This window comes from Blautia sp. HCN-1074, assembly GCF_037890165.1.
Classification (GTDB): domain Bacteria; phylum Bacillota; class Clostridia; order Lachnospirales; family Lachnospiraceae; genus Blautia_A.
The window spans coordinates 1-25599 of the sequence record NZ_JBBKBP010000013.1 but is presented as its reverse complement, the minus strand read 5'-3'; the positions used below and the strand labels follow the sequence as shown (position 1 = coordinate 25599).

Here is a 25599-nt window from a genome sequence, read left to right as displayed (position 1 = left end):
AAGGAAAAGTTGGCAAAGCAGATGGGTAAATAATCTGTAAAGATTAATTTTCTATTTAAATTTAAGTATTTATAGGCCCTGAGAGTCTTATAAACACTCAATGTCATTAACTTAAAGCAGAAGATATTTATTCCAAAAGGATTAGATATCTTCTGCTTTTTTTGATATGCTTATATTGTAAAGAGAAACCATGAACCTGCCGCAGAAAAGGATGTGATGCTCATGAAACATTCTCAAAAACGTACATTCATGGATATAGAAAAAATGAATTCTAATGAATTTAGGGCATTTTGTCGGTCTGGTAACCAAAATCATTTTACCAGAACCAGAAAAATGCCTCTTCAGGATCTTCCTTTCACAATGATAAACAGAAAGGGGCTGACATTGGCATTGGAACTGAGAAATTATATGAAAATTGCTCATCCAGGAACTTTCATTTCCAAACCAGGATATCTGAAACAGCGTATGAAACTTAATCCAGATGCTTTTTTAGAGCTGTATAAATATCATAACCGCAACTTCTATGCGGATTCTTCTTTTTCAACTTATAAAGGTCATTTAATATTAGCAGCAGACGGCTCAGACATTAATATTCCTACCACTGCTGAAACGCTGGAACTGTATGGTTCTGCAAGCCGAAAAAATACAAAACCCCAGGCTCAAATAGGATTAGGCTGTATCTATGATGTAATGAATCGCATGATACTAGAAAGTGATTGTAACAAAGTAAAATTTGATGAGATGCGCCTGGCAGAAAAGCAATTAGAGCGAATACCGGAAACAATAGGAAATATTCCATTTATCATTATCATGGACCGAGGATATCCTTCTACACCTGCGTTTATACATATGATGGATAAAGGTATTAAATTTATCGTACGTTTAAAAAGCAGTGATTATAAAAAAGAACAAAGCAGTCTGTCGGAAAATGATCAATTGGTTAAAATAAAACTTGATAAGTCAAGAATCAGACATTATGAAGGGACGATAGATGGAGAACGTATGAAAGAACTGGGAGAAATTTCATTACGTATGATAAAAATCCCATTAGAAAATGAAAGCTTAGAAGTGTTAGCCACGAATCTCTCAGAAATTGAATTCTCTACAAACGAAATTAAAGAATTATATCATATGAGATGGAATATTATGCCGATATCTGCATAATATTCCATATGCCGATATTTTAGAAATGCCGATAAATTTTCTATAAGATTCCATGCCTGACCTAATGTCAGGCACGGGTAATAAACTATCGGCATTTATTTCAATCCACAAAGCCGCTTGATAGTATCTTCGTCATTGGCATACTTGAACACCACATCATCCTTAAAGATGGAACTGTCACTATCGCTAAGTTTATACCGTGCTTTCATCATCAACATCGCTTATCTCACAGATTGTCTCATCCTCATCAAAGGAAATACTATAATAATGACTGATTACGTCTCTATAGTAAGAAATGCCGATACATTTATAAAGTCCTATAAATCCAATATTTCAGAAAGTTAAAAATCGGCATTTCTAAAATATCGGCATATGGGGAATAGAAACTGCATACGAAACCTTAAAAAGTCGGCTACAATTAGAAAATTTCACAGGGACAAAAGCGATTCTGTTATTACAGGATATATACAGTACCATATATCTGAGTAATTTAGCTGAAGATATCATATTAGACGCAGAACGTGAACTGGATCAGAAAGAGACAGAGAAAAAGCATAAAATGATGATCAATCAGACAGTTAGTATTGGAATCTTAAAAAATGATCTGATCTATATTCTTCTTGAGACGAATGAGAAAAAGAAAAGTATCTTGTTTCAACAGATATATGAAGATATCAGTAAGAATCTTGTTCCGATTCGTCCTGACCGTCATTACAAAAGAACGAAAGGCCAGTTAGCAGGAAAATATTCAAATACTCATAAAAGAGCGTATTAGCTAAAAAGATATGAATAGTAGAAACAAGGGATAAGTATGCCCATATCAAAAGTAAAAAAGCAGGAATCATAATTTATAATAATTACGATTTCTGCTTTTGCTAAAGTTAATGACATTGAATAAAATCAAGGCTTTTGCCGGTTTTTAAAGACACGGTCACTTTTATATAAACGGCGGTATTTTCCTCTGGTAAGTCTTTACGGTGTTTGTTATACTGAGAGTAGTGAAACAATTTACCGATCATATGAAGCATATAGATTATGCAGGAGGTGAGAAATCTATGGGCTTTTACTTGAACAGTGTTCTTCCTTATAAACGATATGAAAAAATGTCAGCTACCAGCTATTTTGTAGATAAAACCAATATCTTAAGGGATCTTTTTGACTGTATTGAGGAGGAAACACAGTATATCTGCATTACCAGACCGCGACGTTTTGGAAAAACAATCATGGCAAATATGATAGGGGCTTTTCTTGGAAAAGGCTGGGACAGTGCTGATGTGTTTGACAATCTGTATATTTCTGACGAAAGCAGATACAGAAAATACCTGAACCATTACAATGTGATCTATATTGATTTTAGCCGTCTTCCGGAAAACTGCACTTCCTATCAGCAGTATATCAGACGTATTTCTGAAGGTCTGAAACATGATTTGCTAGCCGCTTTTCCGGATATTTCCACTACCAATAAAACTGCTGTCTGGGATCTCCTGGCTATAATTTCTGCGAAATATGATACACAGTTTGTATTTGTCATGGATGAATGGGATGCAGTATTTCATCTTTCGTTTATCACGGATGGGGAAAAGGAAGAATATATCCTTTTCCTGAAATCGCTGTTAAAAGATCAGGAATATGTTGCCTTGGCATATATTACTGGAATTCTTCCCATCGCAAAATATTCCAGCGGTTCAGAACTGAATATGTTCACGGAGTTTAAAATGACTTCTATGGAAATGTTCGGGGAATATTTTGGCTTCACGGATGAGGAAGTAGATGTTCTCTATGATAAATATCTCCATCTATGCAAAGATCCGCAGGTTTCCAGAGAGGGGTTACGTGAGTGGTATGATGGATATTTTACTGCCTCCGGCAGGCGTCTCTACAATCCAAGATCTGTGGTAATGGCGCTACGGTTCAATCAGCTGTCGAATTATTGGACAAGCTCCGGACCTTATGATGAAATTTTTTATTATATACGAAATGATATAGAGCACATACGGGATGACCTGGCGCTGATGATTTCAGGAGAGGGAATCGATGCCCGGGTGGAGGAGTTTGCAGCTTCTGCCATGGATCTGCGAACCAAAAACCAGATTTATTCGGCTATGGTGGTCTATGGACTGCTGACTTATACAAAGGGAAAAGTATTTATTCCCAACAGGGAATTAATGTTCAAATACGAAGAACTTCTGCGTAGTGAGAAAAGTCTGGGTTATGTCTATCGTCTGGCTAATATTTCTGACCAGATGCTAAAAGCAACCCTTTCTGGTGACACAGACCGGATGGCTGAGATCCTGCAGCTGGCACACAATACAGAAACACCGATTCTTTCGTATAATAACGAAACGGAACTGGCTGCGGTAGTAAATCTGGTATATTTATCTGCCAGAGACCGATACCGGGTAGAACGTGAAGATAAAGCAGGTAAAGGATTTGTAGATTTTATTTTTTATCCGGAAAACCCGGCAGATACAGGGCTGATCCTGGAATTAAAGGCAGGTCACTCACCGGAAGAAGCAATCCGGCAGATCAGGGAAAAACAGTATGCGCTCCGCTTTAAGGGAAAGCCTGGGGAAAAGGAAAGATACACCGGACAAATCCTGGGTGTGGGAATCAGTTATAGTAAAGACACAAAAGAACATCATTGTAAAATAGAACAACTGTAATAGCAACCATTCATGATACAAACCATCCTGACTATGTACATTATTCATATAGCTGGGATGGTTTTATATGTGGGTAAGGAATTCTATGTTATACAAATTTTAGAATTATTTTATGTGGAGATTATTATCTTTCCGGTTATTTTCGATGGTCAGACCCCTCTAGGCGCTGGGAATGGAATCCGCAAAGAGCCTGGGCTATACCATCGACGGAAAGGATTACCGGATGGTTTATGCAGCACCGTGGATGCCAACGATCACGTTAGACAATATTTTTGAACGCTTTAACATTGACCGCCCGGAAGATTTCCGTGGCCATTCCTTATCGGTAAGTGATGTGATCGTGATAAACAGGGGTGCAGAGATCACAGCCTATTATGTAGATTCTTTTGGATTTCAGGAACTTCCGGAGTTTGTTCAGCAGAGAATGAACATGCTGGAACATAATTCCGTCAGGGCATATCCGCCAGTTTATAAAGGAACATTGGAACAGGCAATGGGAGAACGGGATGTGGATGCTTATCTGGATTCCAGAAAGTTAAACCTGGACTGTAAGAAAGCAATCGAAGAAAGCATCCGGGAGAATTTTGACGGGCTGCACTTAAAGCAAGATGCGGCAAAAGAAGTCGTGGAACGCTTTGGGGAAGAACGTATGAATTTTGTTATGGCAAATACCATCCGGGAACTTTCCAATGATGGAAGATTTTCCAGACAGAACAAAGACTGGGCAGAGCGTATTGAGGTTCCGGAAAATATCAGTCGGGGAAGAAATTTGAATCTGGATTATGTGATCGAAAGCCACCCGGCAGTTTTAGATGGGTTTATCGACATGGCAAGAGCTGAGATCCGGATGCAGAGGATAGAACAGGCGATAGGAGAAAACGAAGTGACGATCACGGCAGAGACAAGAGGGTATGAAGCAGAAGGACATAACGGGACATGGCATACGGTTGCTGAAAAGGAATATGCTGGGGAGAAGTTTTTCTTAATGGAACATGATGAATTTGGCTCCGATGTGGCAGGAATTGTTGTATCGGAAAATGGTCAGCTTGTTGCAGAAGATTTGTGGAATGGGTTTGATGCAGGAGCATTGGAGGCAGTTTCAGAATATTTGCAGGAGAAAGAGGGTGTTGTTGATAATTCCGTACCAGAAATAGAATCAGATGAACTGGCTTATAAGATTGATAATACATATTTTGCAATTCAAAAAACAGAAGGCGGGTATGATTATACGCTTTATGACGTGGATTTTGTTGAGATTGATGGGGGTGTTTATGAAAATCCAGATATTTCTATAAAGCAGGCAATGGAAGATATTCTGGAAGATGAAGACATTTTTATGGAAAATGCAGTCCCATTTGATTATGAAAATTTAATGGAAGAGGTAGAAAAAATAAATGAACGGCAAATGCGAAAACAGCCAGAAGCTACGATTAGTTTTTATGTCGCAGAGTGCATGGAGTTTCCGGTCATGGGAGAGTACCATAACAATCTCACTTTAGAAGAAGCCATTAAAATATATGAGGACATCCCAGCGGAACGGATGCATGGAATCAAAGGAATCGGATTTGATCTGCAAGACGGTGACCAAGATTATTCTGGGGAATATGAGCTGATGAGTGCGGGTAGGATAAATCGTGATCTGATAGATATGATTCCACATTATAAAGAAAGCTCTCTGGTGCAGAAAGCAATCGCAGATATGGAAAAGTATCTGGATGAAAAGAAAGGAAAAGTACAGGAAACAGAACAGCAGACTTCGGAAGTCTATTCTGAGAAAAAATCTGCAAAGCCCAAAAAGGGAGAAATAAAGAAATCTGTGTTGAAATCTTTAAAGGATTTTCAGTTAAAATCAAAAGTACAAGAGCAAAATAGGACAGAGGAGAAGGTTAAGTCATATGAAAAGATAACTGTGGAATTATAAAAAATATCAATAATTTAGATGTAAAAAACTTGAATTAATAAGTGATTAGAATATATAATAAATTCGAGTAACTGAAAATAACGCACAGAAGGAAGATGAATGGAATATACAACAAAACAATTTATTGAAAGTAATCGCTTTCCGCAGATTAAAGTGGTTTATGGCGAAGGGTATCTTGACAAGAGAATTTCTGGAATCCGAATTATAGAAATTCCAGAGATGGTCAAATATCTTGAGGGAGGGGAAATTCTCCTGACCAGTTTGTGGGTCTACAAAGAATGTAGGAATGAAACATTTATAAAATATTTAGAACAATACTCGGAAAAAAAGCTCAGTGGCATTATATTAAAGAAGAGAACATCTGAAAAAGATCTGGAATTAAAAAGAGATCTGTTAAGAAAGTATTGTGCGGATCAGAGAATTCCTTTACTAGAAATGCCGGAAGAATTAGAGTATTGGCCTGTGATTAAGTATGTAATGAATCAGGTATTTGATAAAGACATAGCAAGGCTGAAATATTTTAAATTAACCCATGATAATTTTAATATGTTATCATTTTCACCTAGAAAAATATCGAATCAGGCATCGGAAGTTTTGGATCTTCTTGGTAGTATGATTGAAAATCCAGTCGCTTTGTATTACACAAATGGTAATTGTTGTGCCTCAACAGGAGATAATAGTGATAAACTGGTATTACTTAATAACCTTGAAGATTATACCCCGGACATACTTACTCGATTTTCATATAGCAGACAGCAAGGCGAATTTATTCAATATGTTGTTCGGATTGATATATTTGGAGAAGCAGAAGTCTTTCTTGTAATAACTGAAAAAAATCGAGAACTGTCTGCTCTTGATTATATGGCACTGGAAAATGCAATTATTACGTTGATGTATGGCTTTGTAAGTGAATTTGCCCAGCAGGAAATTGAGAAAAAATATGACCATGATATTGTTCATGCACTCCTTACGAATACTTTAAGCCGTAAAGGGATGGAATCAGCAGTAAGACTGCTTGGACTAAATTATGAGCAGAAATATCAGATTATTGTCTTTCAGACAAAGATGGATGCACATGGACGATATGATAAGGAGTTTCTGCATGAAGTAGGAGTCATAGAAGGCGAACTGAGAGCGTTGTTTCCTGGTGAAATGATATTTCGTAATATGGAACGAATTGTAGCATTACATAGAGTATCTGAAAAGGAAACGCAGATAGCTTTGCAAACAAAATTAGAAGAGTTGCAGCACACGATTCAAAGAGCTATTCAACGCAGAAAATCAGGAAGCAGATTGTTGATCGGAATCGGAAAAGTTGTAAACGGAGTGGAACGTTTAAGCGAATCATATCAGGAAGCTAAAAAGGCACTTACATATATTGATGTAATAAGAGTGGTTTCTGGAAATTCAAATAGAATGGTGGTGAGATATTCCAATCTTGGATTTTTTCAGCTCTTGGGCGATATTGAAGATCCATCAAAACTGTTACAGTATATTCCAGAATCGTTGCGGATTCTACATGATTCAGATTCAAAAAATGAATTAATACAAACTCTTCAAGTATATCTTGATAATAACCAGAGCACAAAGCAGACTTCTGAAACTATGTTTGTCCATTATCAAACAGTAGTACATCGGCTTGGTAAAATAAAAAAAATGACAGGAATGGATTTTAAAAATGCTAATGAAATGTTAGCAGTACGAATAGGTATTGTAATTTATAAAATTATAGATGAGCTAGAATAAAATATAAAAGGGTATCGTGATTTGTGCGGTATCCTTTTTTATGGAACACTTTTTATAAAACGGGGGGGGGTAAAGCATATAAAAATGTTACATTGTTTTTTGCTCAAAAATGGATAGAATAATAGAAAAAGGGATTAAACAAGAAGGTTTCAGTCCTATTTATTGACAATGAAAATAATATAATGAAAAACATCATTGCATTATTATATGTTGCGATATTTTAAAATATATGTGCTGTGCTAGCAGCAAGACGTCCGTATATCTTACGATTACCGTAGATTTTCTCATATCTTGATGAAATTGATGGAAGATTTTTTGTTAGATCAATTTCATAGTCTTATAGAATCTTATAAATAACCAGATGAACAAGTGAAAATGAAACACTGCGGAAAGAAGCAATCTATTATTCTGCCGTGTTTTTTACAGAAATAAAGTAAAACCAATCCAGGTTTAGTTTCAAATCCCAATAATTTTTATCATGCAAATGATAGAACAAAGATAAATAAAGTTTCACGTATTTTTAAATGCGTGCCAAGAAAGCAGAGGAAAAAGTATGCGGTTGACAATTACAACGGATTATGCGATCCGGATTGTTTGTTTTCTTGCGGAACATCAGCAAATGACATCGACAGCAGAATTGGCTAATGAACTTGGTGTACCTGTAAACTATATTCCCAAAATTACAAAACAGTTAAAAAAAGCAAATTTAATAAGCTCGCTGGAAGGAATTAAAGGTGGATATGTACTGGCAAAAAGTCCGGAAAATATTTCACTTATGGATGTAATGTCTTGTACAGAAAGCACTATGGCGATAAATCGGTGTCTGGAAAAGGATGGATATTGCTCTGGAAATCGGATTAACCATTGCAGAGTACATCAGATTCTTCTGGGTATGCAAAATAGTTATAACAGTAAATTGGAACAGATTAAGATCTCCGATATTGTTGGAAAAGATAAAAAAGAGGACTGCGGTGATTACTATTCTGTTTTTAAATTAGAACTGAATACTGGAAAACTGGAATGTCTGTATAGCTACAATAGAGAAATTGAAATTGCATTAAGTGAAAAAACAGAGTTTAAGGTCTTTATAAAAAAATATGTAGAAGATTATGTTGCTCTGGAAGATCGTGAAAAAGTCGGTGAATTTTTGAAACTTGAAGCAATGAAAATATTACCGAATAGCGAAGTGTATGAGGAAAATATCCAATATCGCAGAAAAAATAATGACAAACAGGTATGGATGGAAATAAAAAAATATAAAAATCCTGAAAAAGATATTGTAATCTTATCCGAACATAGATCGAAACTTGTTTCAAGAGCAATGGTTAATATGGAACAGGAATTGCGGAAAAAGGAAGGGGCAGTAACCAGACAATACTGGGATATGGTTCATCTTTTGGTGACGGTATTAAATCATAATAACCTTTCAGAACCTGAAAACCAGGAAAATATATGTTTCTATACCGAACAGGTATATAGAAAACTTTCAGAATTATATCCGAGTCTTGGAATTTCAGAATATGAAATTCAGAATGTTGCCAAATTAGCTCCGATTCATGATATAGGAAAAATTCGAGTTCCTATTGAAATTTTGAATAAAAAAGGAAAGTTAACGCCGGAAGAAATGGAAAAAGTAAAGATTCATCCAATCGCAGGTGCAGAAATGACACTTCGGTTTCCTAAAGGCGTTACGACAGAGCAGCTAAATCAATATAGTTATGATATCTGCCATTGCCACCATGAAAGATACGATGGAAATGGATATCCAGATGGGTTAAAAGGAGATGAAATTCCATTATGTGCACAGGTGATCGGGCTGGTAGATGCTTATGATGCGTTAATAAGCAAACGGCCATATAAAGGAAAATATGAACACGAGGAAGCAATCCGAATGATTATTAACGGGGAATGTGGAGCATTTTCAAAACCACTGATTCGTTGCTTCCTGGCAGCGGCCATGCAGCCGGAATGGATTAAGAAAGCAGAAAGTTAAACGTGGCATAAGATTAGGGGCAGTTATGAGTAAAAAATTTAAGGTTCTTAAACAGATTACAGCAATTATATTGTGTATTTCGCTTTTATCATCGCAGATGACGATTACATATGCAGATGAAACAGAAAATTCTGATATGGAAAATGGTGTAGATGCGTATGAGCAGTCTTATGAAGAGTTTAGCAGCGAAAGCGAAAACAGCGATCCTGCTGAAACAACAGGCTCTACTGAGGTTGATTCAGAGATAGAATCATCCGACAGTGAAGTACCGGATTCTTTTGACGGAGCATCAGAAGAAATTAATGATATTTCGGAAGACGAAGAAACAGGAGATTTTGAGTCTTCGGAAGATCAGGGATTTTCAGACGGAGAAGAATCGAAAGATAATACAGAGGATGTTAAAGAAGATGTCACAGATACATTGGAAGAAACAAAATCTGATTATGCAGATGGAAAAATCTGTATCTACAATTACAGCCAGCTTTTATTAGTCGGAACAGGTACACAAATGTTTACCGGAGATAAAGATGGTAACATTGGAGAGGGTGAAGCAGTCCTTTCAGATAATACAGAGTTAACCTATGCTGCAGATGCGTCTTATTATCTAATGAATGATATTCTTATGGATATGTCAAATGTCTGGAACTTTCCGGAAGGATTTTCCGGAAGTATTTTATCAGCTGCGGAACGGGCTGATAATACTATTTATAATGCCGAAACAGACACTATTTATATTTACAATCGCTATCAGCTTGCTTTACTTGGTCAAGAGGACTCCGATAAGGAACCTGTTATGAATGAGGATTATGTGGCAGAAAAAGTTGGTATGGGTCAGGTGTTTAATCTGGAAGATGGTTCTTATCTTACTTACAGTAAAACACATAATTATATGCTTGCCTCTACATTTACTACCGATACACCGGAATTGCTGGCAAACAAGGCTGTTGCGACAGAAACAACACAAAATATCAGCAGTGCATACCCATCTGATTATGAAGGAAGAAATTATTTCGGACAGGTTGTAAAGAAAATCGGAGATACCGATTATATTCTGATTGGTAATGAAGCCCAGCTTCGTGCGATTGGAACAGATACAGCAGTGACAGAGCCAATCTGGAGAGTGTATGAAACAAGAGAAAAAAAGACTATTGGGCATACAGCCTGGACACCAGCAGAAGATGCGGGAGAGTATAAAACAGAATTGTATTATCCGGGAGATGCAGATGTCGTAAAATTTGATGATACTTATAACTGGTCTGGAACAGAATTGTATGGTAATACGACCGGAGATCATAAATTAAATGATACAGAATATCTGGATGCAGGAAAGTTTGATCCAGCTGGAACGCAGGCTTTAAAGAGATATGTCTATGTGAGCAGTACCATCCAGGATTCAGCTGATATGACAGTTGTTTCGACAGAGAGTGCGAATGATGGATTTACAGCTGTTGAAAGTACTGATGCAGTTGTTTCCAGTGAGAATGAAGAAAATCAGGATACTGCTGATGTGATAGATATGATACCGGCAGAATCCAATGATGTATCAGATGTGGGAAGCAATGATTTTGGATCTGAGACGGAAGTACAAGATGTTGCGGCTCCAGAAGATAGCAGTGATGCAGAAGAGTTTTACAGTGCAGATTCTGAAGAAGATGCAGGAGATGGTTTTACCAGTGATAATGGCGATTCATCTGGAGGACCAGATCTGGCGAGTGTAACAGTTGAGGATGAAAAGACATATGTTCTGACTTATGATGTATCAAAACACAGCAATACGAATATTGCAGGATCAGGATATAAATATAGTAAAGATGCAAACTATATCATATTTAGAGATATTGACCTTTCAAAAGATGGAATAAACTCCAATGGCGAAGATGATAACTGGAATCCGATCAATAACTTCCAGGGAGATATGGAAGGCCGTAAAGGAATGGTCGAAGGACAAAATGTAACAATCAGCAATGTGAAAATTGTGCAGGATGCAAAGATCGACCAGAGTGGAAACTCTAATAATTCATCGAATGCGGAATACGGTGTAGGTTTCTTTAGGAGTTTATCAACACCTTATGACAGCAAACTCCAGATTGCAACAGATCCGGTTGTAGTGAAAAACCTTACATTATCGAATGTGGATGTTTCTACAACGACAAATTCAATCAAAAAAGATTTCAGTTTGATTGCTACGCTTTTGACTCCGGTTTTAGCTCTGCTGGGGTTGTCCAGTGGACTGCAGGATGATCCGAAATCTTTTTCAACAGGTACGTTTGCCGGAGTTATCAAAGGCAATGTGCAGATATCCGGATGTCATGTGGAAAATATTTCCGGCGTATCCAATGTAAATAACTGGACAGGCGGATTTGTAGGATATATTTCCGGTGTCACAAAGTATGAGGTGTTATCAGGACTTCTTGGGGCGGTAACAGATGCACTAAGTACTTTGCTGAATTTAATACCATTGCTGGGACTGGGTGATCTGATCACGATTCTGTTAAATGGCGGAGTTCTTAAAGTTGAGAGCCTGATTCCAATCGGATATGTGAATCCGATTCTTACAGATTGCTCTGCATCTGGTAATGTCATTGTTTCCGGGCAGAAATATACAGGAGGATTTGCCGGAGAGTCCATCGGTGCAGTTATGAAGAACTGCTCCGTAGAAGGAACGGATTCTGTTTCCGGAATTGATTATTCCGGAGGTTTTGCCGGACGTTCTTCCAATGCAGTTGTGGTTGGCCTTCTGAGCAGTCTTGGTATCGAAGTAATGGGAAATTTCCCGGTTAATACTGTAATGCTCGGATGCAAGATCAATGGCCGTGCAAATGTGTCATCCACAGGTGACAGTGCAACGAAAAGTGGCTATGCAGGCGGTTTCATTGGAGAAATGCGAAACAGCTATGCAGTGGATTGTGGCATAGCAGATTTAGGGGCTGTCAATGGAAAAGATTATGTCGGCGGTTTTGCTGGGATGGCAACACTTGGTGATGTGGCAGACATCAATGAGAGTCAGGGACTTCTTGTTATTGTAAAAGATCTTCTTACAGGAATTTTAAATGGTAGTTTTACGAATATGGATATTCTGAATCTGGTTGGTCTGCGTCCTTCCGTTATTACCGGATGCAGCATAGGTGGAACTGATATTTCAATTACAGCCAGTGGAGAGAATGCAGGAGGTCTTGTGGGATATGCAGGAGCAGTTCAGATTTCCAATACGTCAGAACTGGCGGATACATCAAAATCAACAACAACTGCCATTAACCGTATGCTGACAAAAATAGGAGTTTCTTATGAATTTGGAGATCATTCTAACAGCGTGGCAGCAGCTTCATCCATGAATGTTTCAGCAGTAAATTATGCAGGAGGTCTTCTTGGTCAGGCAAAAATGACCAGTGTCAGTGATGTGCTTGGAGGAACTGTAACAGCAGCAGACTATATGCGTTTTGAATTAAAAGACAGTTCTGTAAATGGAGGTACCGACGGACTTACTGTAACGGCTTCAGATAAAGATGCAAGTTATGCAGGTGGAGCTATTGGCCAGGGTACAGGTGGTGAAGTAAGAAAGACCAGTGTTACAAATCTGAATTCCGCAAGTGCAGTAAAGAGAGCAGGGGGATTTGCAGGATATTTTGGAAGTGGAACACTTGCAAATGTAGGTGGAATCAATCTCCTTGGACTGAAACTTCTTAAAATTGACGGGCTTCTTTCCGTAGGCCAGATGATCGAAACATTTACGGTTGACAGTATTGTTTCCGGAATTTCAGCAGGTTTTACAGTAGGAACCAGTGATGAAAGCGGAATCAGCGGAGGATTTATTGGTGAGTGTATCAGTGGAAGAGCCAGAAATACAAAAATCAGTAACCTGAAGTCAGTTACTGCATCCGAAACATCTGGAAAAGCCGGAGGTTTTGTGGGATATGCAAAAGCAGGTGATGCACTTGCCAATGCAGGAGATTCAGTTACTTCATCCGGACTGCCGGCAGGTATTGAAATTGAAAACCTTTTAGGTGTGGTCAGTGCGCTGCGACCGGAATTTAATAATACATCTATTGATTATGTTTCAGCAGGAAAAGATCCACAGGTATCCGCAGATATGGCAGGAGGCTTTGTTGGAGACGGACAGGCAGTAGATGTCAATTATGGAAATAATAATTCCGGATTTACAGAGGATGCAGTTGATTCAACGGATACAGAAGCATTTACCAGTGATACAGATAGTGAGAGTGAAGGCTTTTCTTCTGGAGAGACGTATGCTTCTGATGAATCAGATGGGGTAAAGACAGGTGATGTTGCAACAACTGCGATCACAGGGCTTTCTTATGTTAAGGGAAACAGTTATGCCGGAGGATTTGCCGGAAGGTTGATGCCAGGTGATGTAGCGCAGACTGGCTCTGTGAAACTTCTCGGACTTTTGAATGTGACACAGCTTTTGAGTGTTATGGATGTAGCTTATCCGAGGATTTCCGATTCAGGCATTGAAGGCAATGACCTGAAAGTGACTGCATCTGGAAAGAATGGAGATGTGGCCATTGGAGATGCTGGTGGCTATATTGGTAATGGAAAAGCAGTGATCGTTAAAAATTCTAATGTCACGAATGTGAAAGAAATTACTGCACCTTATCATGCCGGTGGATATATTGGAATCATGTGGTCCGGAAGTGCAGTAGAAGCTGGTGATGCCACAGGAGATCTGTTGAACAGTGTTCTTGGAAAAATATTAAATCTGAAAGAGCTGGCAAGCGTTTTGCAGGCAGCTTCCAGTAAGATCACAAACTGTAAGGTTTCTGGAATAACAAATGGAATGACTGTGACAGCAGAGAGTGGTATGGCGAATGCAGAAGGCTATGCCGGTGGTTTTGCGGGAGAGATGCAAAGCGGCCATGTGGACAATGAAGCAAATGCAGATGGTTCTGGAAAAGGAACGGCCGTAGAAAATCTTCTGAAAGTAGAAGGACTTCGATATGCTGGAGGCTTTGGTGGTTTCGTAAGAGCCGGATCCGTTGCTGAGATTGGAGAAAAATCTTCTATTCTTACAAAAGTGGTAGATCTGACTGGCTTGGTATCTCTTGTAAATGCTTTTGTTCCGGTGATCAGCAATGCAAGTGTTCGTTCTGTTCCGGATGGATTTACAGTAACAGTAACAGGAACACTGGAAAAAGACAGCACGAATGATGCGGATACAGGAAGTGCCGGAGGATTTATCGGATGTGGAACTGGTGTGCAGATCAGTAAATCGGATGTAAATAAACTGAAGCATACCGGTGTCAGCGAACCGAAGAATCTTCAACAGGAAGACGGAAGCAGCTATTACGGAAAAGACAGTACCTATGCAGTAAGCGCATACCGTTATGCTGGCGGCTATATAGGAAAAGCGGCTATGGGAAGTACGGCTGCTATTGGAGGGGCAAGTATTTTGGATAAAGTACTTTCTGCTTCCAATCTGGCATCTGCCTTGACCGTAGTTGCTTCTATCATAGACAGTTCTGATGTATATGGTGCCACAGGAGGTTTTAATATCCTGTCCACCGATGGAGATGGAGATACCGGTAAAGCCGGTGGTTACGCAGGATATCTTCTTGGCGTACAGATCCAGAACAGTAATTCTTATAATTTTGCACATATCATCGGACGGGAAAGTGCCGGAGGATATGTAGGAACCATGGAACCGGGAAGTGCCGCAGATGTTGTTAGTGGATTAAGTGTTCTCGGTGGTCTGGTCAGTGCAGATAATCTTCTTGGAGTATTACAGGCGTTTGTACCTACGATAAAAAACAGCGAAACAACCTGCATCCCATGTGGTGGTGCAGTAAGAGCACAGGCAGACAGCGGCGATAGTGTTTATCGTGGACTGGCCGGAGGTTATGCAGGATATAACTATGGCGGTCAGATATGGGGAAATAATTCCGATAACTGGAAAGGCTCTGCATATGCGGGAACATTGCGGGAATGTGCAGCGTATCGTATTCGTTCCGTATATGGCACTGAATATGCTGGAGGTTATACAGGATTGATGAGGTGTGCCAATGTAGCAGATACCGGAAACCTGAAAGTCCTGTTTGGACTGATTAAACTGGACAATCCACTGACGATTCTTCAGGCTGTATATCCAACCGAAAAAAATACAGCGGTATATGGCCCTTTACGTGGTCTGGATACAGATACATGGAATAAATGGGTCGGAGCTGTTGGTTCCTATGGAAGTTATGGAAATAAATTACAGGCTCTTGGCACTGTCACAGATCAGGGACAGTTAAATGATATCATTTCCCAGTATGCTTATGGATATGCAGTTACTGCCGGAAGAAGTATCTTAGCAAGCCAGGCTACGCAGGGCGGTTCTGCCGGAGGATATGTGGGGCGTATGGAAGGTGGAACGGTTGCAAATGGATATGCCAAAGATCTCCAGCTGGTAGAAGCACTGCGAAGCAGCGGCGGTTTTGCCGGAGAAATGCTGACAGGTTCGGTCGCAAATACAGGAGATGTTTCTCTTGCAGGACTGAAACTTGTTGGAACAGACAGCTTATCTGCGTTAAATACTTTCGTACCGGCGGTAAAACAGTCTTATGTAGAAGGATATCGTTCAGGTGCCAGAATTAAGGCAACAGGAATTGCAGATCAGGATCCGGCAGGACTGGCCGGAGGTTTTGTGGGAAGAATGATCGGTGGTCAGATATGGGGCGATGAAAATACGTCATGTAAGATCACGAATCTTAGAAGGGTTGATGGAACTTCTTATGTAGGAGGTTTTGCAGGAAAAGTAGATTCCGGAAGTGAAGTTGCTGTGGATACAGCGACAAAACAGGGACTTTTAAATAAGTTGCTGGATGCACTGATGGTAAATGCCCCGACAGAAATCATCAAAGTCTTAGGTGCAACTGTTTCTACCATTCGTTATGCAGGAGTTTCCGCATGGGACGACTGGGGAGTGATCATTAATGGAACCTATGCAAATGGAAATAATACCGGATATGCAAAAGCAGCGGGAGGCTTTGCAGGAAGCGTCTGTGGTGCAGTTTTAGGCAAGAAAGATACGGCAGGAAGTGGCATAAGTGCAGAAAAGATTCGTTCGGTAGTTGCAGGTGAATATGCCGGAGGATGTTTTGGAATTGCAGATGTTGCCGGTGCAGCACAGATCAGTGCCGATGGAGAAACTTCTGTTGTTAAGTATCTGCTGAAACTTGGCAGAACCGATGTACTGGATGCTTTTCGAAGCTATGTATATTACGGCAATGTCAGTGGAAGTCCGGACGCAGGTCTTACGATTCGGGCCAATACGGCGGTGAAATTCGGACAGAATAATGAGGTCACTTACAGTGGTACGGCAGGTGGTTTTGGCGGATCACTGTTAAATGGTTCGGTAAAGGACAGCAATGTAACCGGATTAAACAGTGTGACCGGGTTAAACAGTGTCGGAGGCTTCGTAGGTTATTCAGGAAAGAGTGGAGTTGTTGGTGTAGAGAAACTGGATGTTCTAGGTGATAACTTTGGTCAGCTTCTTGGCGGTGCTCTTGGTGTGCTGGATGTATTCGGCTCTCACATTGAGGATAGTGCGGTAACAGGTGTGGATGGTGGCTATACCGTCCAAAGTAAAGGCGGGGAAGAACAGATTTCCGGTGGTTTTATCGGATATGCAAACCTTGCCAGAATTTCCGGATGCAGAGCCGGTAACAGTGCAAATCAGGCAGATGGATTGAAACTGGTGAATTCCGAAGGCACTGCCGGAGGATTTGCAGGAAGAACAAGTTTTGCTTATCTTGCAGATGTAAAACTGGATTCTACATTGGTGGATGCTTTGCTGGCGGTTCTGGATCAGCTTGTACAGGCGTTATATCTGGATAAGATTCAGGATTCTCAGCTTCTGCACATCAACCTTGGGATTATTCAGGTGGATGCTTTATGTGACGGAAATCTGCTCCACGTAAATTTGCTGGGACTGGACATATCGGTAGCCCTTTCAAAAGCATCTTCAGACAATGACCAGCAGACAGACTTTGCGATTATAACCATTGGAGATTCTTCCATTAAGCTGCCATGTGACAGTAATGGAATTATAAGAGATGATGATACAAAATCAAATATCAGCATCAGCCTGATTAAAGCAAACCGGACAAAGATTGCAGACAGTGCAGTTTATGGTATCAGTAATGGATACGATGTATATGCCGGTGGTGCAACAAATGATGAAGATGGAACTGCAAAATATGGACGAAGCGGTGGGTTTGTCGGATACAACGATGAAGGACTTCTGCAGAACAACAATATGTATTATTGTGACGTAGTCCGTGGAAGCGCTGGTTTGGTAGGACCTTTTAGTGGAAAGAGTGATCTGAGTTCTGTATATGATTTTAACACCAAGAAAAATGTGGAAGGTGATAACAATATTTACCGTATTTATCGAAAAGTGGACGTAGCATTTAACGAAATCAAAAAGAACTCCGATATCCTGAATAGCACTTATGCGAAGGAAAATGGATGGAGCATCTTTTCAGTGGAGCACATGCAGAAGGTAGATACTTATGACAAATTGAAAGATGCAGTTATGACAGATGAAGGTTCGTCCGTAACAGCAGAACTGAATGCTTATGTTTCAGATGCAAAGGCAGTTTTGATGTCAGATGCAAAAACAACATTAAATACGGATGATAATACATCACCGGAACCTTCAGATGCACAGGATCCCTGTGATGAATATGTGAATCTGACTGTAAATAAGGTTTGGAAAGACTTTCGGAACATGGATGAGATCAGACCAGATGCTATTACCATTACGATTTCAAGAACCTGGACGGACGCTGATGGAACAGAGCATACGGAAACAGTTCCGGGATATGAAAATTATGAAATTACAGGCAATATATCAAAATCCACATGGCAGAAAGTCTTAGAAGGATTTCCGGCTTATGTGAAAGATGAGGATGGAACAACACATTATTATAAATATTCTGTTACCGAAACAGAGGTAACTGGATATACAACTACCATAAGTACTTCCGATGATGGATTTACCTTTACGGTGACAAACCGGCATTTTGCACTTCTTCCGGATACAGGTGGAAAAGGCATGATGATCGTTATAACGGCAGGAGGTTTGTTATTAGCATTTCTGCTTTATACCGGGTACAGAAAAAAGAGGAAGCAGGCAAAGCCGGAGAGGAGGAGCGTAGGAGTATGAAACAGATATGGCTGCGTGGAGAACTTTCGCCATAAAAATGGCATGTAACCAGAAAACAAAACAATCATTAGAAAGCGAGAAAAAAGACATGAAAAAGATGATTTCAAGATGTTTAGCAGTTCTGATGGCAGTAGCCATGGTACTGACCATGAGCATGACAGCATTTGCAGCAGAAGCTCCAAAAGGCACCCTGACAGTCAACAATACAGTAGCAGGAAAGACTCTGGATCTGTATCAGATTTTTACAGCAACAAAAAGCGGCGAGAATGTAGCATATACACTGAACAGTGCATATGAAGGATTCTTCCAGAGCAAAATTTCTGGTGCTTCTACATTAACAGGTGAAGCATTAAGTGAAAAAGCATATACATATGTTAAAGAACAGGTCGGAACAAATGGAGATGCTGAGACAGCGAAAACATTTGCAAAAGATGTGCTTGGATGGATTTTAGATTCAAATAACAATATTACAGCAACAAAAACAGTTAATACAACAGCAACTTCTACAGTAGTTTCTGATTTAGCATATGGATACTATTTAGTTTATCCAAAAGGAGCAACAGATACCCCCACAGCACCAGGAAATCAGACTTATACATCTGCAGCATCTTTAGTTAGCATTACAGCTGAGACAGCTACAATTAACATGAAGAGCAATTACCCGACAGTAGACAAGAAAATCATTCCGGCACAGAGTGGAAGCGGCATTAAGGTTGATGCGATTGTGGATGGTTCATGGGAAGGCAGTCACCAGATGGAATTAGATGACGAAAATGAGTCTGAGGACGCCATCGCACCACATGGCGCAGCAGATGAAAAGAAAGCCGGAGATTTTGGAATTGGTGATACTGTTACTTACCAGCTGACATCTAAAGTACCGGATATGACAGGATATACTTCTTATACTTTTAAATTTACCGATACATTATCCAAAGGGCTGGATTTAAAAGCAATTTTGTCTGTAAAAGTTGAAAGTACGGAACTTAAAGCGGGTAAAACAGGAGCAAATACATACTCACTTTCTTATGACAAGACTAACCGTATTTTAACAGTTACTTTAAATGATTTCTATAATTCCTATAAGAATCACGTAGGTGATACAATTACAGTTGTCTATACAGCAACCTTGAATAAAGACGCCGTCATCGGTATGAATCCAAATACCAACAAGGCGGTAGTTGAGTACAGTAATAACCCGTCAACAGGTGGAACAGGTACATCCGAACCAAGCATCGTAGATGTACATACTTTCAATTTCACAATCTTCAAATACTATTTAAAAGATGAGACTAAGACTGCACTTGCAAATGCAGAATTTGAGCTTTACAAGGCAAACGCTGCGGGTGATGCAGCAGATACAGATGCTAAGATTAATATTGTAGACGAAGGAAAAGGCGTATACCGTCAGGCAACAGCCGATGAAGCTAAAGCAACAGACTTTACTTCTGCAAAAATTGTATCTGATGCTGATGGTAAAGTTCTTGTAAAAGGTCTTGATGCCGGAACTTACTACTTAAGAGAGACAAAAGCTCCAGATGGCTATAATCTGCTTCTCGACGATGTTAAAGTAGAAATCAAGGCAGTTTATGATGATACAACTGGAAAACTGACAAGCTATTCTGTTGACTATACTTATAATGGAAAGACGACAACAGGTACTGCAATTACAGCAGCAGATAACTCTCCAGAAGTAGCAGTAGAAAATAAGACAGGTGCAGAGCTTCCTTCCACTGGTAGCAAAGGTGCCCTTATGGTAACACTTGCAGGTATTGTTCTTTTTGGAGCATTAACAGCAAGCAAGGCTTTTGGAAAAAAGAAAGCAAACTAAAGAGATCATTCTGAACCCTCAGAATAGATAAAAAGCTCATCTTCCCGGTATCCTGCCGGGAGGATGTCTGCTTTTTCTGAAATATTCAGGGAGACTGGATATTTCAGAAGAAACAGACAGAAGGTGAAGGACATCATGAAGAAAATAATTAAAGTGATAAGAGCGATTGGTTATTTAATAGCATTTTCTCTGATTTTATATCCAGTGGTCAGCAACTATATAAATCAGATGCACAGTACAACCATTGCAACAGATTATGAACAGGAGGTATCTCATTTATCGGAAGAACAGGAAAATGAGATGATCGAAAAAGCTCAGGAATATAATAAGAGTCTGGTTGGAATTAATTCTATTGTAGACCCGTTTTCAGAGAATGGGGAACCCCAGACAGAAGACGATGTTTATAATAATCTTCTTAAAATAGATGATACCGGAATGATGGGCTATATTGATATTCCGAAGATTGATATTGTACTTCCCATCTATCATGGAACATCTGAAAAAGTGCTGCAATCCGGTGTTGGACATCTTAAGAATACATCTCTTCCAGTTGGAGGAGAGAGCAGCCATGCGGTTTTATCCGGACACAGAGGACTGGCAAATGCAAAGATATTCACAGATCTGAATAAGATGGAAATAGGGGATGTTTTCTACATCAAGGTTCTGCATCATACATTTGCTTACCAGGTGGATCAGATTCTTACAGTAGAACCAAGCGATACAGAGGCTTTGCAGATAGAAAAAGGAAAAGACTATGTAACACTGGTAACCTGTACTCCATTTGCAATCAATACGCATCGTTTACTGGTACGTGGAATCCGGATTCCATATAAAGAAGCTAAGAAAGTGGATAATGAAATTGGACTGCATAGAACAATTCCATTCTATATGATTGTATTGATCGGCGGAATCATTGCCGTGATTGTTATTTGGATAATTATTAAGGTACATAGCAGGAGAAAGGAGAACGCACATGAAAAAGAAGAATAAATATAAAACCCTATATGTGTTCATGTTGTGTGTGCTTCTTCTTAGCATATCCGACAATGCTTTTGCACAAAGCAAAGGGAGTGTTCAGTTAAAAGCATCCGTAGATAATAATGGAAATGATTATAAGTTGAGTAACACAAAATTTATTATGTATCAGGTAGGAGTTTATAAAAATGGTACATGGAATTTACAAGCCGATTTTGCAGACTCAGGTGTTACTTTCGATTTTGAAGATTCCTCAATACAGGGAAGTGATGCCCAAAAACTGGAAGAATATGCCGAGGAGAATCAAATACAGGGGACTGCAGAAACAACAAATAGCAATGGCGAAATACTTTTTGATAATTTAGACAGAGGAATTTATCTTTTTGTGCAGCCGGAGAAAACCTATCTGGGAAATCAGGCGTATCAAAGTGAGGCATTTATAGTCTCTGTGCCAGGATATTATGATGGACAGATTATCTGGAATGTTGTTGCTGAACCGAAATTTAAAAATGAATCTATTCCTGTTATTGTAACAAGAACACCACCGGTTTCAGAAGAACCGCCATCCAACGACGAGCCAGAGAATCATACATCAACTGATCATAGTCACACAGGAAAGGTAAAAACAGGAGATGATACAAATATTTTCCAGTGGTTCTTGTTAATGGGAACATCTGCATTAACAGTTCTTCTATATACAAGTCAGAAGAAAAAACAAAAAAATGGCAAAATGTTATGAACAGAGAGGGTCGATGACTGATATTAAAAAAATTGAGATTATTGAGAGAATTACAGATTTTAATGGTGCTGTTATAGAAAATACATTAACGAGCTGGGATCATTTTTATGTAAAAGAATCTGTTGAAGATATTTTTGCATATGAATTGGAAATATATCCCAGAGAAAGAAGAATCAGAAAAAAGCAGAAGGATATTTACTTAACATATTGTGAATTTGAGATCTTATATTTATTAGCCAGAAATCCAGGAAGAGTTTTTGGAAAAGAGCAAATATATGACTGGGTTTGGAGAGAGCCATATACTGGGGATTATAGCGTGATTATGAGACATATCAGAAACATCAGAGAAAAGATTGAAGATAATCCTGGAAAACCGGTATATATTCAAACTTTGCGAAGTGTAGGATATCGTTTTAATCGAGAAATGATAAATAAGAGTAGTAAAATTTAGGAAAAACACTTTCATATCAGTCATACTAACGATATGAAAGTGTTTTTTCTTTAACGTCCTTTTTCCGGTTTAAGCGAATGGGCTATTTCAGAATTTATTGAGGTTTCGTGTGATAGATACCTGTTCATATTATTTTGAAGATATATAAGGTGTTTTTGTTCATTTTGTGAATGATTATATTGAGCAAGCAGTTCTGTTTTCTGCTTAAGCAATGTAGCATACTTTTTTTTGAGCTGGCTGGTTTTCAGAGCATGAATATCAATACCATTTTCGTGAAGAATATGTTCAGCACCAGAGAAAAGGATAATTCTCGATTCATATTTGCGAAAATATCTTTCGGGATCTTTGGATGCTTGATAATGTTCGTATATTCATAATAAGAATACATACCTGAAATCTGAAATTGATAATAAATATACTCCAAGCCGTACTACACCATTATCATATAGTGAGTGAGAGTATGTTGAAAAATTAAAATCTCAACTCAGGAATGAAGCACCAATTGATAAACTTATGGAATCTCTGGAATCTAAAGAAAGTCAATGGGGAGAATCTGATCCACTGGATATGGATGAGAACTTAGTTCACGAAAAAACAACATTTGGAAAGTCTGATACTATCAGTGCATAACTTCTGTTAATTAGAAACATGAACGGAGGTCTTTTTATAAGACTTCCGTACAACCACCTCTCATAGAATCAATTTTATGCTGAGAATCCTTATATATAGCCTTAAATTTCCAACGAAAACCATGCACCCTAACAACTTTACCCTGAAAACATTTGCGTTGAAATTTGATGGTTATTTCATTAATATATTGTGAAGAAACGAGTATAAGATGACTGCTGCCTATTGTATTTTTATACTGATTAGAAAACGAGGATTATTTCATTATCAAAATTTAATAAAATAGGTTGTATTCTAGCTAGAATAAGTATATACTATAGGCAAAGCTATAGATGAAACTATATTATCTTTAGAAAGAGGTGGAGATTATGACAATAGATACAAACACAATGGTATCAATAACAGAAGCTAACCAAAATTTTTCGAAGGTAACAAGAGTTGTAGATGAACATGGAACGGCAGTAATCCTAAAGAATAATGTCCCAAGATATCTTGTAATTGATTTCAGCAAGGCAGAAGCACAGAAAATAGCAGACATAGAAGATGTGACAGCAATTTCAGAACGATTAATTAAACAGAATATGGATGCATATAAGGAGCTTGCTAAATGATAATTCTCAGCAAAGAACAAGTACTGATGATGCACAGGCAGTTAATAACTGCAACTGGTGGAAGTGATGGAATCAGAGATGAAGGAATGCTAGATTCTGCATTGTTGAATCCTTTTCAGTCATTTGGAGGAGAAGAACTTTATCCAAGTATTCAAGCTAAGGCAGCACAATTATGTTTTGGTTTGGTAAAAAATCATGCGATGCTTGATGGAAACAAGAGATTAGGTGCTCATGTAATGCTTGTGTTTTTGATGCTGAATGGTTATGAACTAGCATATGAGCAGAAAGAATTAGTTGACATAATTCTGAAACTGGCAGCGGGCGAAAAAAATGTAGAAGATATTCTGCGGTGGATTATCTCACATCAGAAAGAATAATAATTTGAGGAAATCATATGAACGAATATTTTCCGACAGTAGTACAGGTGATACCATTGGATAACTTTCATGTACAGGTATTCTTTGATGATGGCAAGATTGTAGACTATGATGCTACAGAAGATTTAAAAGCAGAAACATTTAAGCCATTAAGAGATATTAATGCATTTAAAGAAGCTTGTACCGTTATGAATGGTACTCTTGCATGGGATCTTTCTGGGAACAGAGATGAATCCAGTTGTATTGACATTGATCCGTTTACTGTATATGAGTTAGAATCAATTAATAATCTGATTGCTTGAATGACCGCGCGTCGCATTCTCGTTACTTCAGTGATGAGTGATGAGTTAGACGCGCAAATTTTTTACCAAAAGAAAGAACACATGTTTACTTCTGGCACTATATGTGCTAAAATATAGCCATGGGTAATAGAAAAAAACAACAGAATCTGAGAAAAGAGTTATCAGGGAGAAATAAAAATGCAGATAATATCCAGTTATGGTGTAGAATTACGAAAACAGAATATCCCGGTCCACCAGACACTGGAGATCTACCGTTCTGCTGTCAGTTATCTGATTGGGATTTATGTGCAGGTATGGGAAAAATTAGCAGAAATCCCGGATGCAAAGAGGCGTTTTAATGCTGCAGAACATCTGGTACATACTACGAAGAAAAACCATGCCTGTTTTGATTTTGATATCCGGTTCCCAAAGATGCCTTCCTATCTGCGTAGATCTGCCATCCAGCATGCACTGGGGACAGTATCCTCTTATAAAACACGGTTGGATCTATGGGAAAAGACAGACGGAAAGAGTGGGAAACCAAAGCTTGTATATGAAAACCATGCTATGCCGGTCTTCTACCGTGATGTCATGTACCGTGAGGGAGCGGAAAGGAAAGACGAAGCATACCTGAAACTCTATGACGGCCATGACTGGAAATGGTTCTGTGTACGTCTGGAGCATACGGATATGGAATATCTGAGAAAATACTGGTCAGGAAAAAAAGCATCTGCCCCGACACTGGAGAAAAGACACCATAAATATTTCCTGCGTTTTACCTATACAGAAGAAGTAACACTTACCAAAATACCTGTGAAAGAACAGGTCATCTGCAGCGTGGACCTGGGGATCAATACCGATGCAGTCTGTACCATCATGCGGGCAGACGGAACTGTCCTGGGAAGAAAATTCATAGATCATCCCAGTGAAAAAGACCGGATGTACCGCGCACTGGGACGGATCCGCAGATTCCAGAGGAAACATGGTTCTGCGCAGACACAGGGAAGATGGACGTATACGAAACGTCTGAACACAGAACTGGGTAAAAAGATTGCAG

General features: G+C 39.0%; 13 protein-coding genes and 2 pseudogenes. All 15 read left to right on the top strand.

Annotation, left to right across the window (positions count from 1 at the left end; genetic code table 11):
• The first annotated feature begins 249 nt into the window (after window positions 1-249).
• On the top strand, window positions 250-1164 hold the full coding sequence (locus WKT11_RS11720; protein WP_340284444.1) for a transposase: 915 nt from the start codon (window positions 250-252) through the stop codon (window positions 1162-1164).
• 559 nt (window positions 1165-1723) lie between these two features.
• Window positions 1724-1939: a hypothetical protein gene (locus WKT11_RS11715; protein WP_181977671.1), complete on the top strand. Its 216-nt coding sequence runs from the start codon at window positions 1724-1726 to the stop codon at window positions 1937-1939.
• Window positions 1940-2219: 280 nt separating this feature from the next.
• A complete protein-coding gene (locus WKT11_RS11710; RefSeq protein WP_117675387.1) occupies window positions 2220-3827 on the top strand; it encodes an AAA family ATPase in 1608 nt (535 codons plus the stop codon).
• 166 nt (window positions 3828-3993) lie between these two features.
• Window positions 3994-5748 (top strand): annotated as a pseudogene (locus WKT11_RS11705) (DUF3849 domain-containing protein); the annotation flags it as partial.
• A gap of 99 nt (window positions 5749-5847) precedes the next feature.
• Entirely contained in the window at window positions 5848-7494 is a 1647-nt protein-coding gene (locus WKT11_RS11700) for a helix-turn-helix domain-containing protein (protein WP_117846300.1), read from the top strand.
• A 553-nt stretch (window positions 7495-8047) separates the two neighbouring features.
• Window positions 8048-9487 (top strand): Rrf2 family transcriptional regulator, encoded by a 1440-nt coding sequence (locus WKT11_RS11695; RefSeq protein ID WP_118138049.1) that lies wholly within the window; start codon window positions 8048-8050, stop codon window positions 9485-9487.
• Between the two features lie 25 nt (window positions 9488-9512).
• Window positions 9513-18653: a Cna B-type domain-containing protein gene (locus tag WKT11_RS11690; protein ID WP_117846298.1), complete on the top strand. Its 9141-nt coding sequence runs from the start codon at window positions 9513-9515 to the stop codon at window positions 18651-18653.
• A gap of 7 nt (window positions 18654-18660) precedes the next feature.
• Entirely contained in the window at window positions 18661-20481 is a 1821-nt protein-coding gene (locus tag WKT11_RS11685; protein ID WP_117846302.1) for a SpaH/EbpB family LPXTG-anchored major pilin, read from the top strand.
• A gap of 135 nt (window positions 20482-20616) precedes the next feature.
• Complete coding sequence (locus WKT11_RS11680; protein WP_181977670.1) at window positions 20617-21471, top strand: class C sortase; 855 nt, start codon at window positions 20617-20619, stop codon at window positions 21469-21471.
• Window positions 21455-22195, top strand: coding sequence for a hypothetical protein (locus WKT11_RS11675; protein ID WP_117846297.1), 741 nt, complete (start codon window positions 21455-21457; stop codon window positions 22193-22195). The genes WKT11_RS11680 and WKT11_RS11675 overlap by 17 nt, the downstream gene beginning before the upstream one ends.
• The gene (locus tag WKT11_RS11670) at window positions 22179-22646 is read left to right on the top strand and encodes a winged helix-turn-helix domain-containing protein (RefSeq protein ID WP_340284434.1); all 468 of its coding nucleotides are present in this window, start codon (window positions 22179-22181) and stop codon (window positions 22644-22646) included. Before WKT11_RS11675 ends, WKT11_RS11670 begins: the two co-directional genes overlap by 17 nt.
• Window positions 22647-23641: 995 nt before the next feature.
• Window positions 23642-23884: a type II toxin-antitoxin system Phd/YefM family antitoxin gene (locus tag WKT11_RS11665; protein ID WP_117846296.1), complete on the top strand. Its 243-nt coding sequence runs from the start codon at window positions 23642-23644 to the stop codon at window positions 23882-23884.
• A complete protein-coding gene (locus WKT11_RS11660; protein ID WP_117846295.1) occupies window positions 23881-24261 on the top strand; it encodes a type II toxin-antitoxin system death-on-curing family toxin in 381 nt (126 codons plus the stop codon). The genes WKT11_RS11665 and WKT11_RS11660 overlap by 4 nt, the downstream gene beginning before the upstream one ends.
• A 17-nt stretch (window positions 24262-24278) precedes the next feature.
• Complete coding sequence (locus WKT11_RS11655) at window positions 24279-24563, top strand: DUF2442 domain-containing protein (protein WP_117846294.1); 285 nt, start codon at window positions 24279-24281, stop codon at window positions 24561-24563.
• Window positions 24564-24740: 177 nt separating this feature from the next.
• A pseudogene (locus tag WKT11_RS11650) lies at window positions 24741-25599 on the top strand (IS200/IS605 family accessory protein TnpB-related protein); the annotation flags it as partial.

Coding starts and splice junctions, on each gene's coding strand:
- WKT11_RS11720 (WP_340284444.1), top strand. CDS start 250: ATGGATATAGAAAAAATGAATTCTAATGAATTTAGGGCATTTTGTCGG.
- WKT11_RS11715 (WP_181977671.1), top strand. CDS start 1,724: ATGATGATCAATCAGACAGTTAGTATTGGAATCTTAAAAAATGATCTG.
- WKT11_RS11710 (WP_117675387.1), top strand. CDS start 2,220: ATGGGCTTTTACTTGAACAGTGTTCTTCCTTATAAACGATATGAAAAA.
- WKT11_RS11700 (WP_117846300.1), top strand. CDS start 5,848: ATGGAATATACAACAAAACAATTTATTGAAAGTAATCGCTTTCCGCAG.
- WKT11_RS11695 (WP_118138049.1), top strand. CDS start 8,048: ATGCGGTTGACAATTACAACGGATTATGCGATCCGGATTGTTTGTTTT.
- WKT11_RS11690 (WP_117846298.1), top strand. CDS start 9,513: ATGAGTAAAAAATTTAAGGTTCTTAAACAGATTACAGCAATTATATTG.
- WKT11_RS11685 (WP_117846302.1), top strand. CDS start 18,661: ATGGCTGCGTGGAGAACTTTCGCCATAAAAATGGCATGTAACCAGAAA.
- WKT11_RS11680 (WP_181977670.1), top strand. CDS start 20,617: ATGAAGAAAATAATTAAAGTGATAAGAGCGATTGGTTATTTAATAGCA.
- WKT11_RS11675 (WP_117846297.1), top strand. CDS start 21,455: ATGAAAAAGAAGAATAAATATAAAACCCTATATGTGTTCATGTTGTGT.
- WKT11_RS11670 (WP_340284434.1), top strand. CDS start 22,179: ATGGCAAAATGTTATGAACAGAGAGGGTCGATGACTGATATTAAAAAA.
- WKT11_RS11665 (WP_117846296.1), top strand. CDS start 23,642: ATGACAATAGATACAAACACAATGGTATCAATAACAGAAGCTAACCAA.
- WKT11_RS11660 (WP_117846295.1), top strand. CDS start 23,881: ATGATAATTCTCAGCAAAGAACAAGTACTGATGATGCACAGGCAGTTA.
- WKT11_RS11655 (WP_117846294.1), top strand. CDS start 24,279: ATGAACGAATATTTTCCGACAGTAGTACAGGTGATACCATTGGATAAC.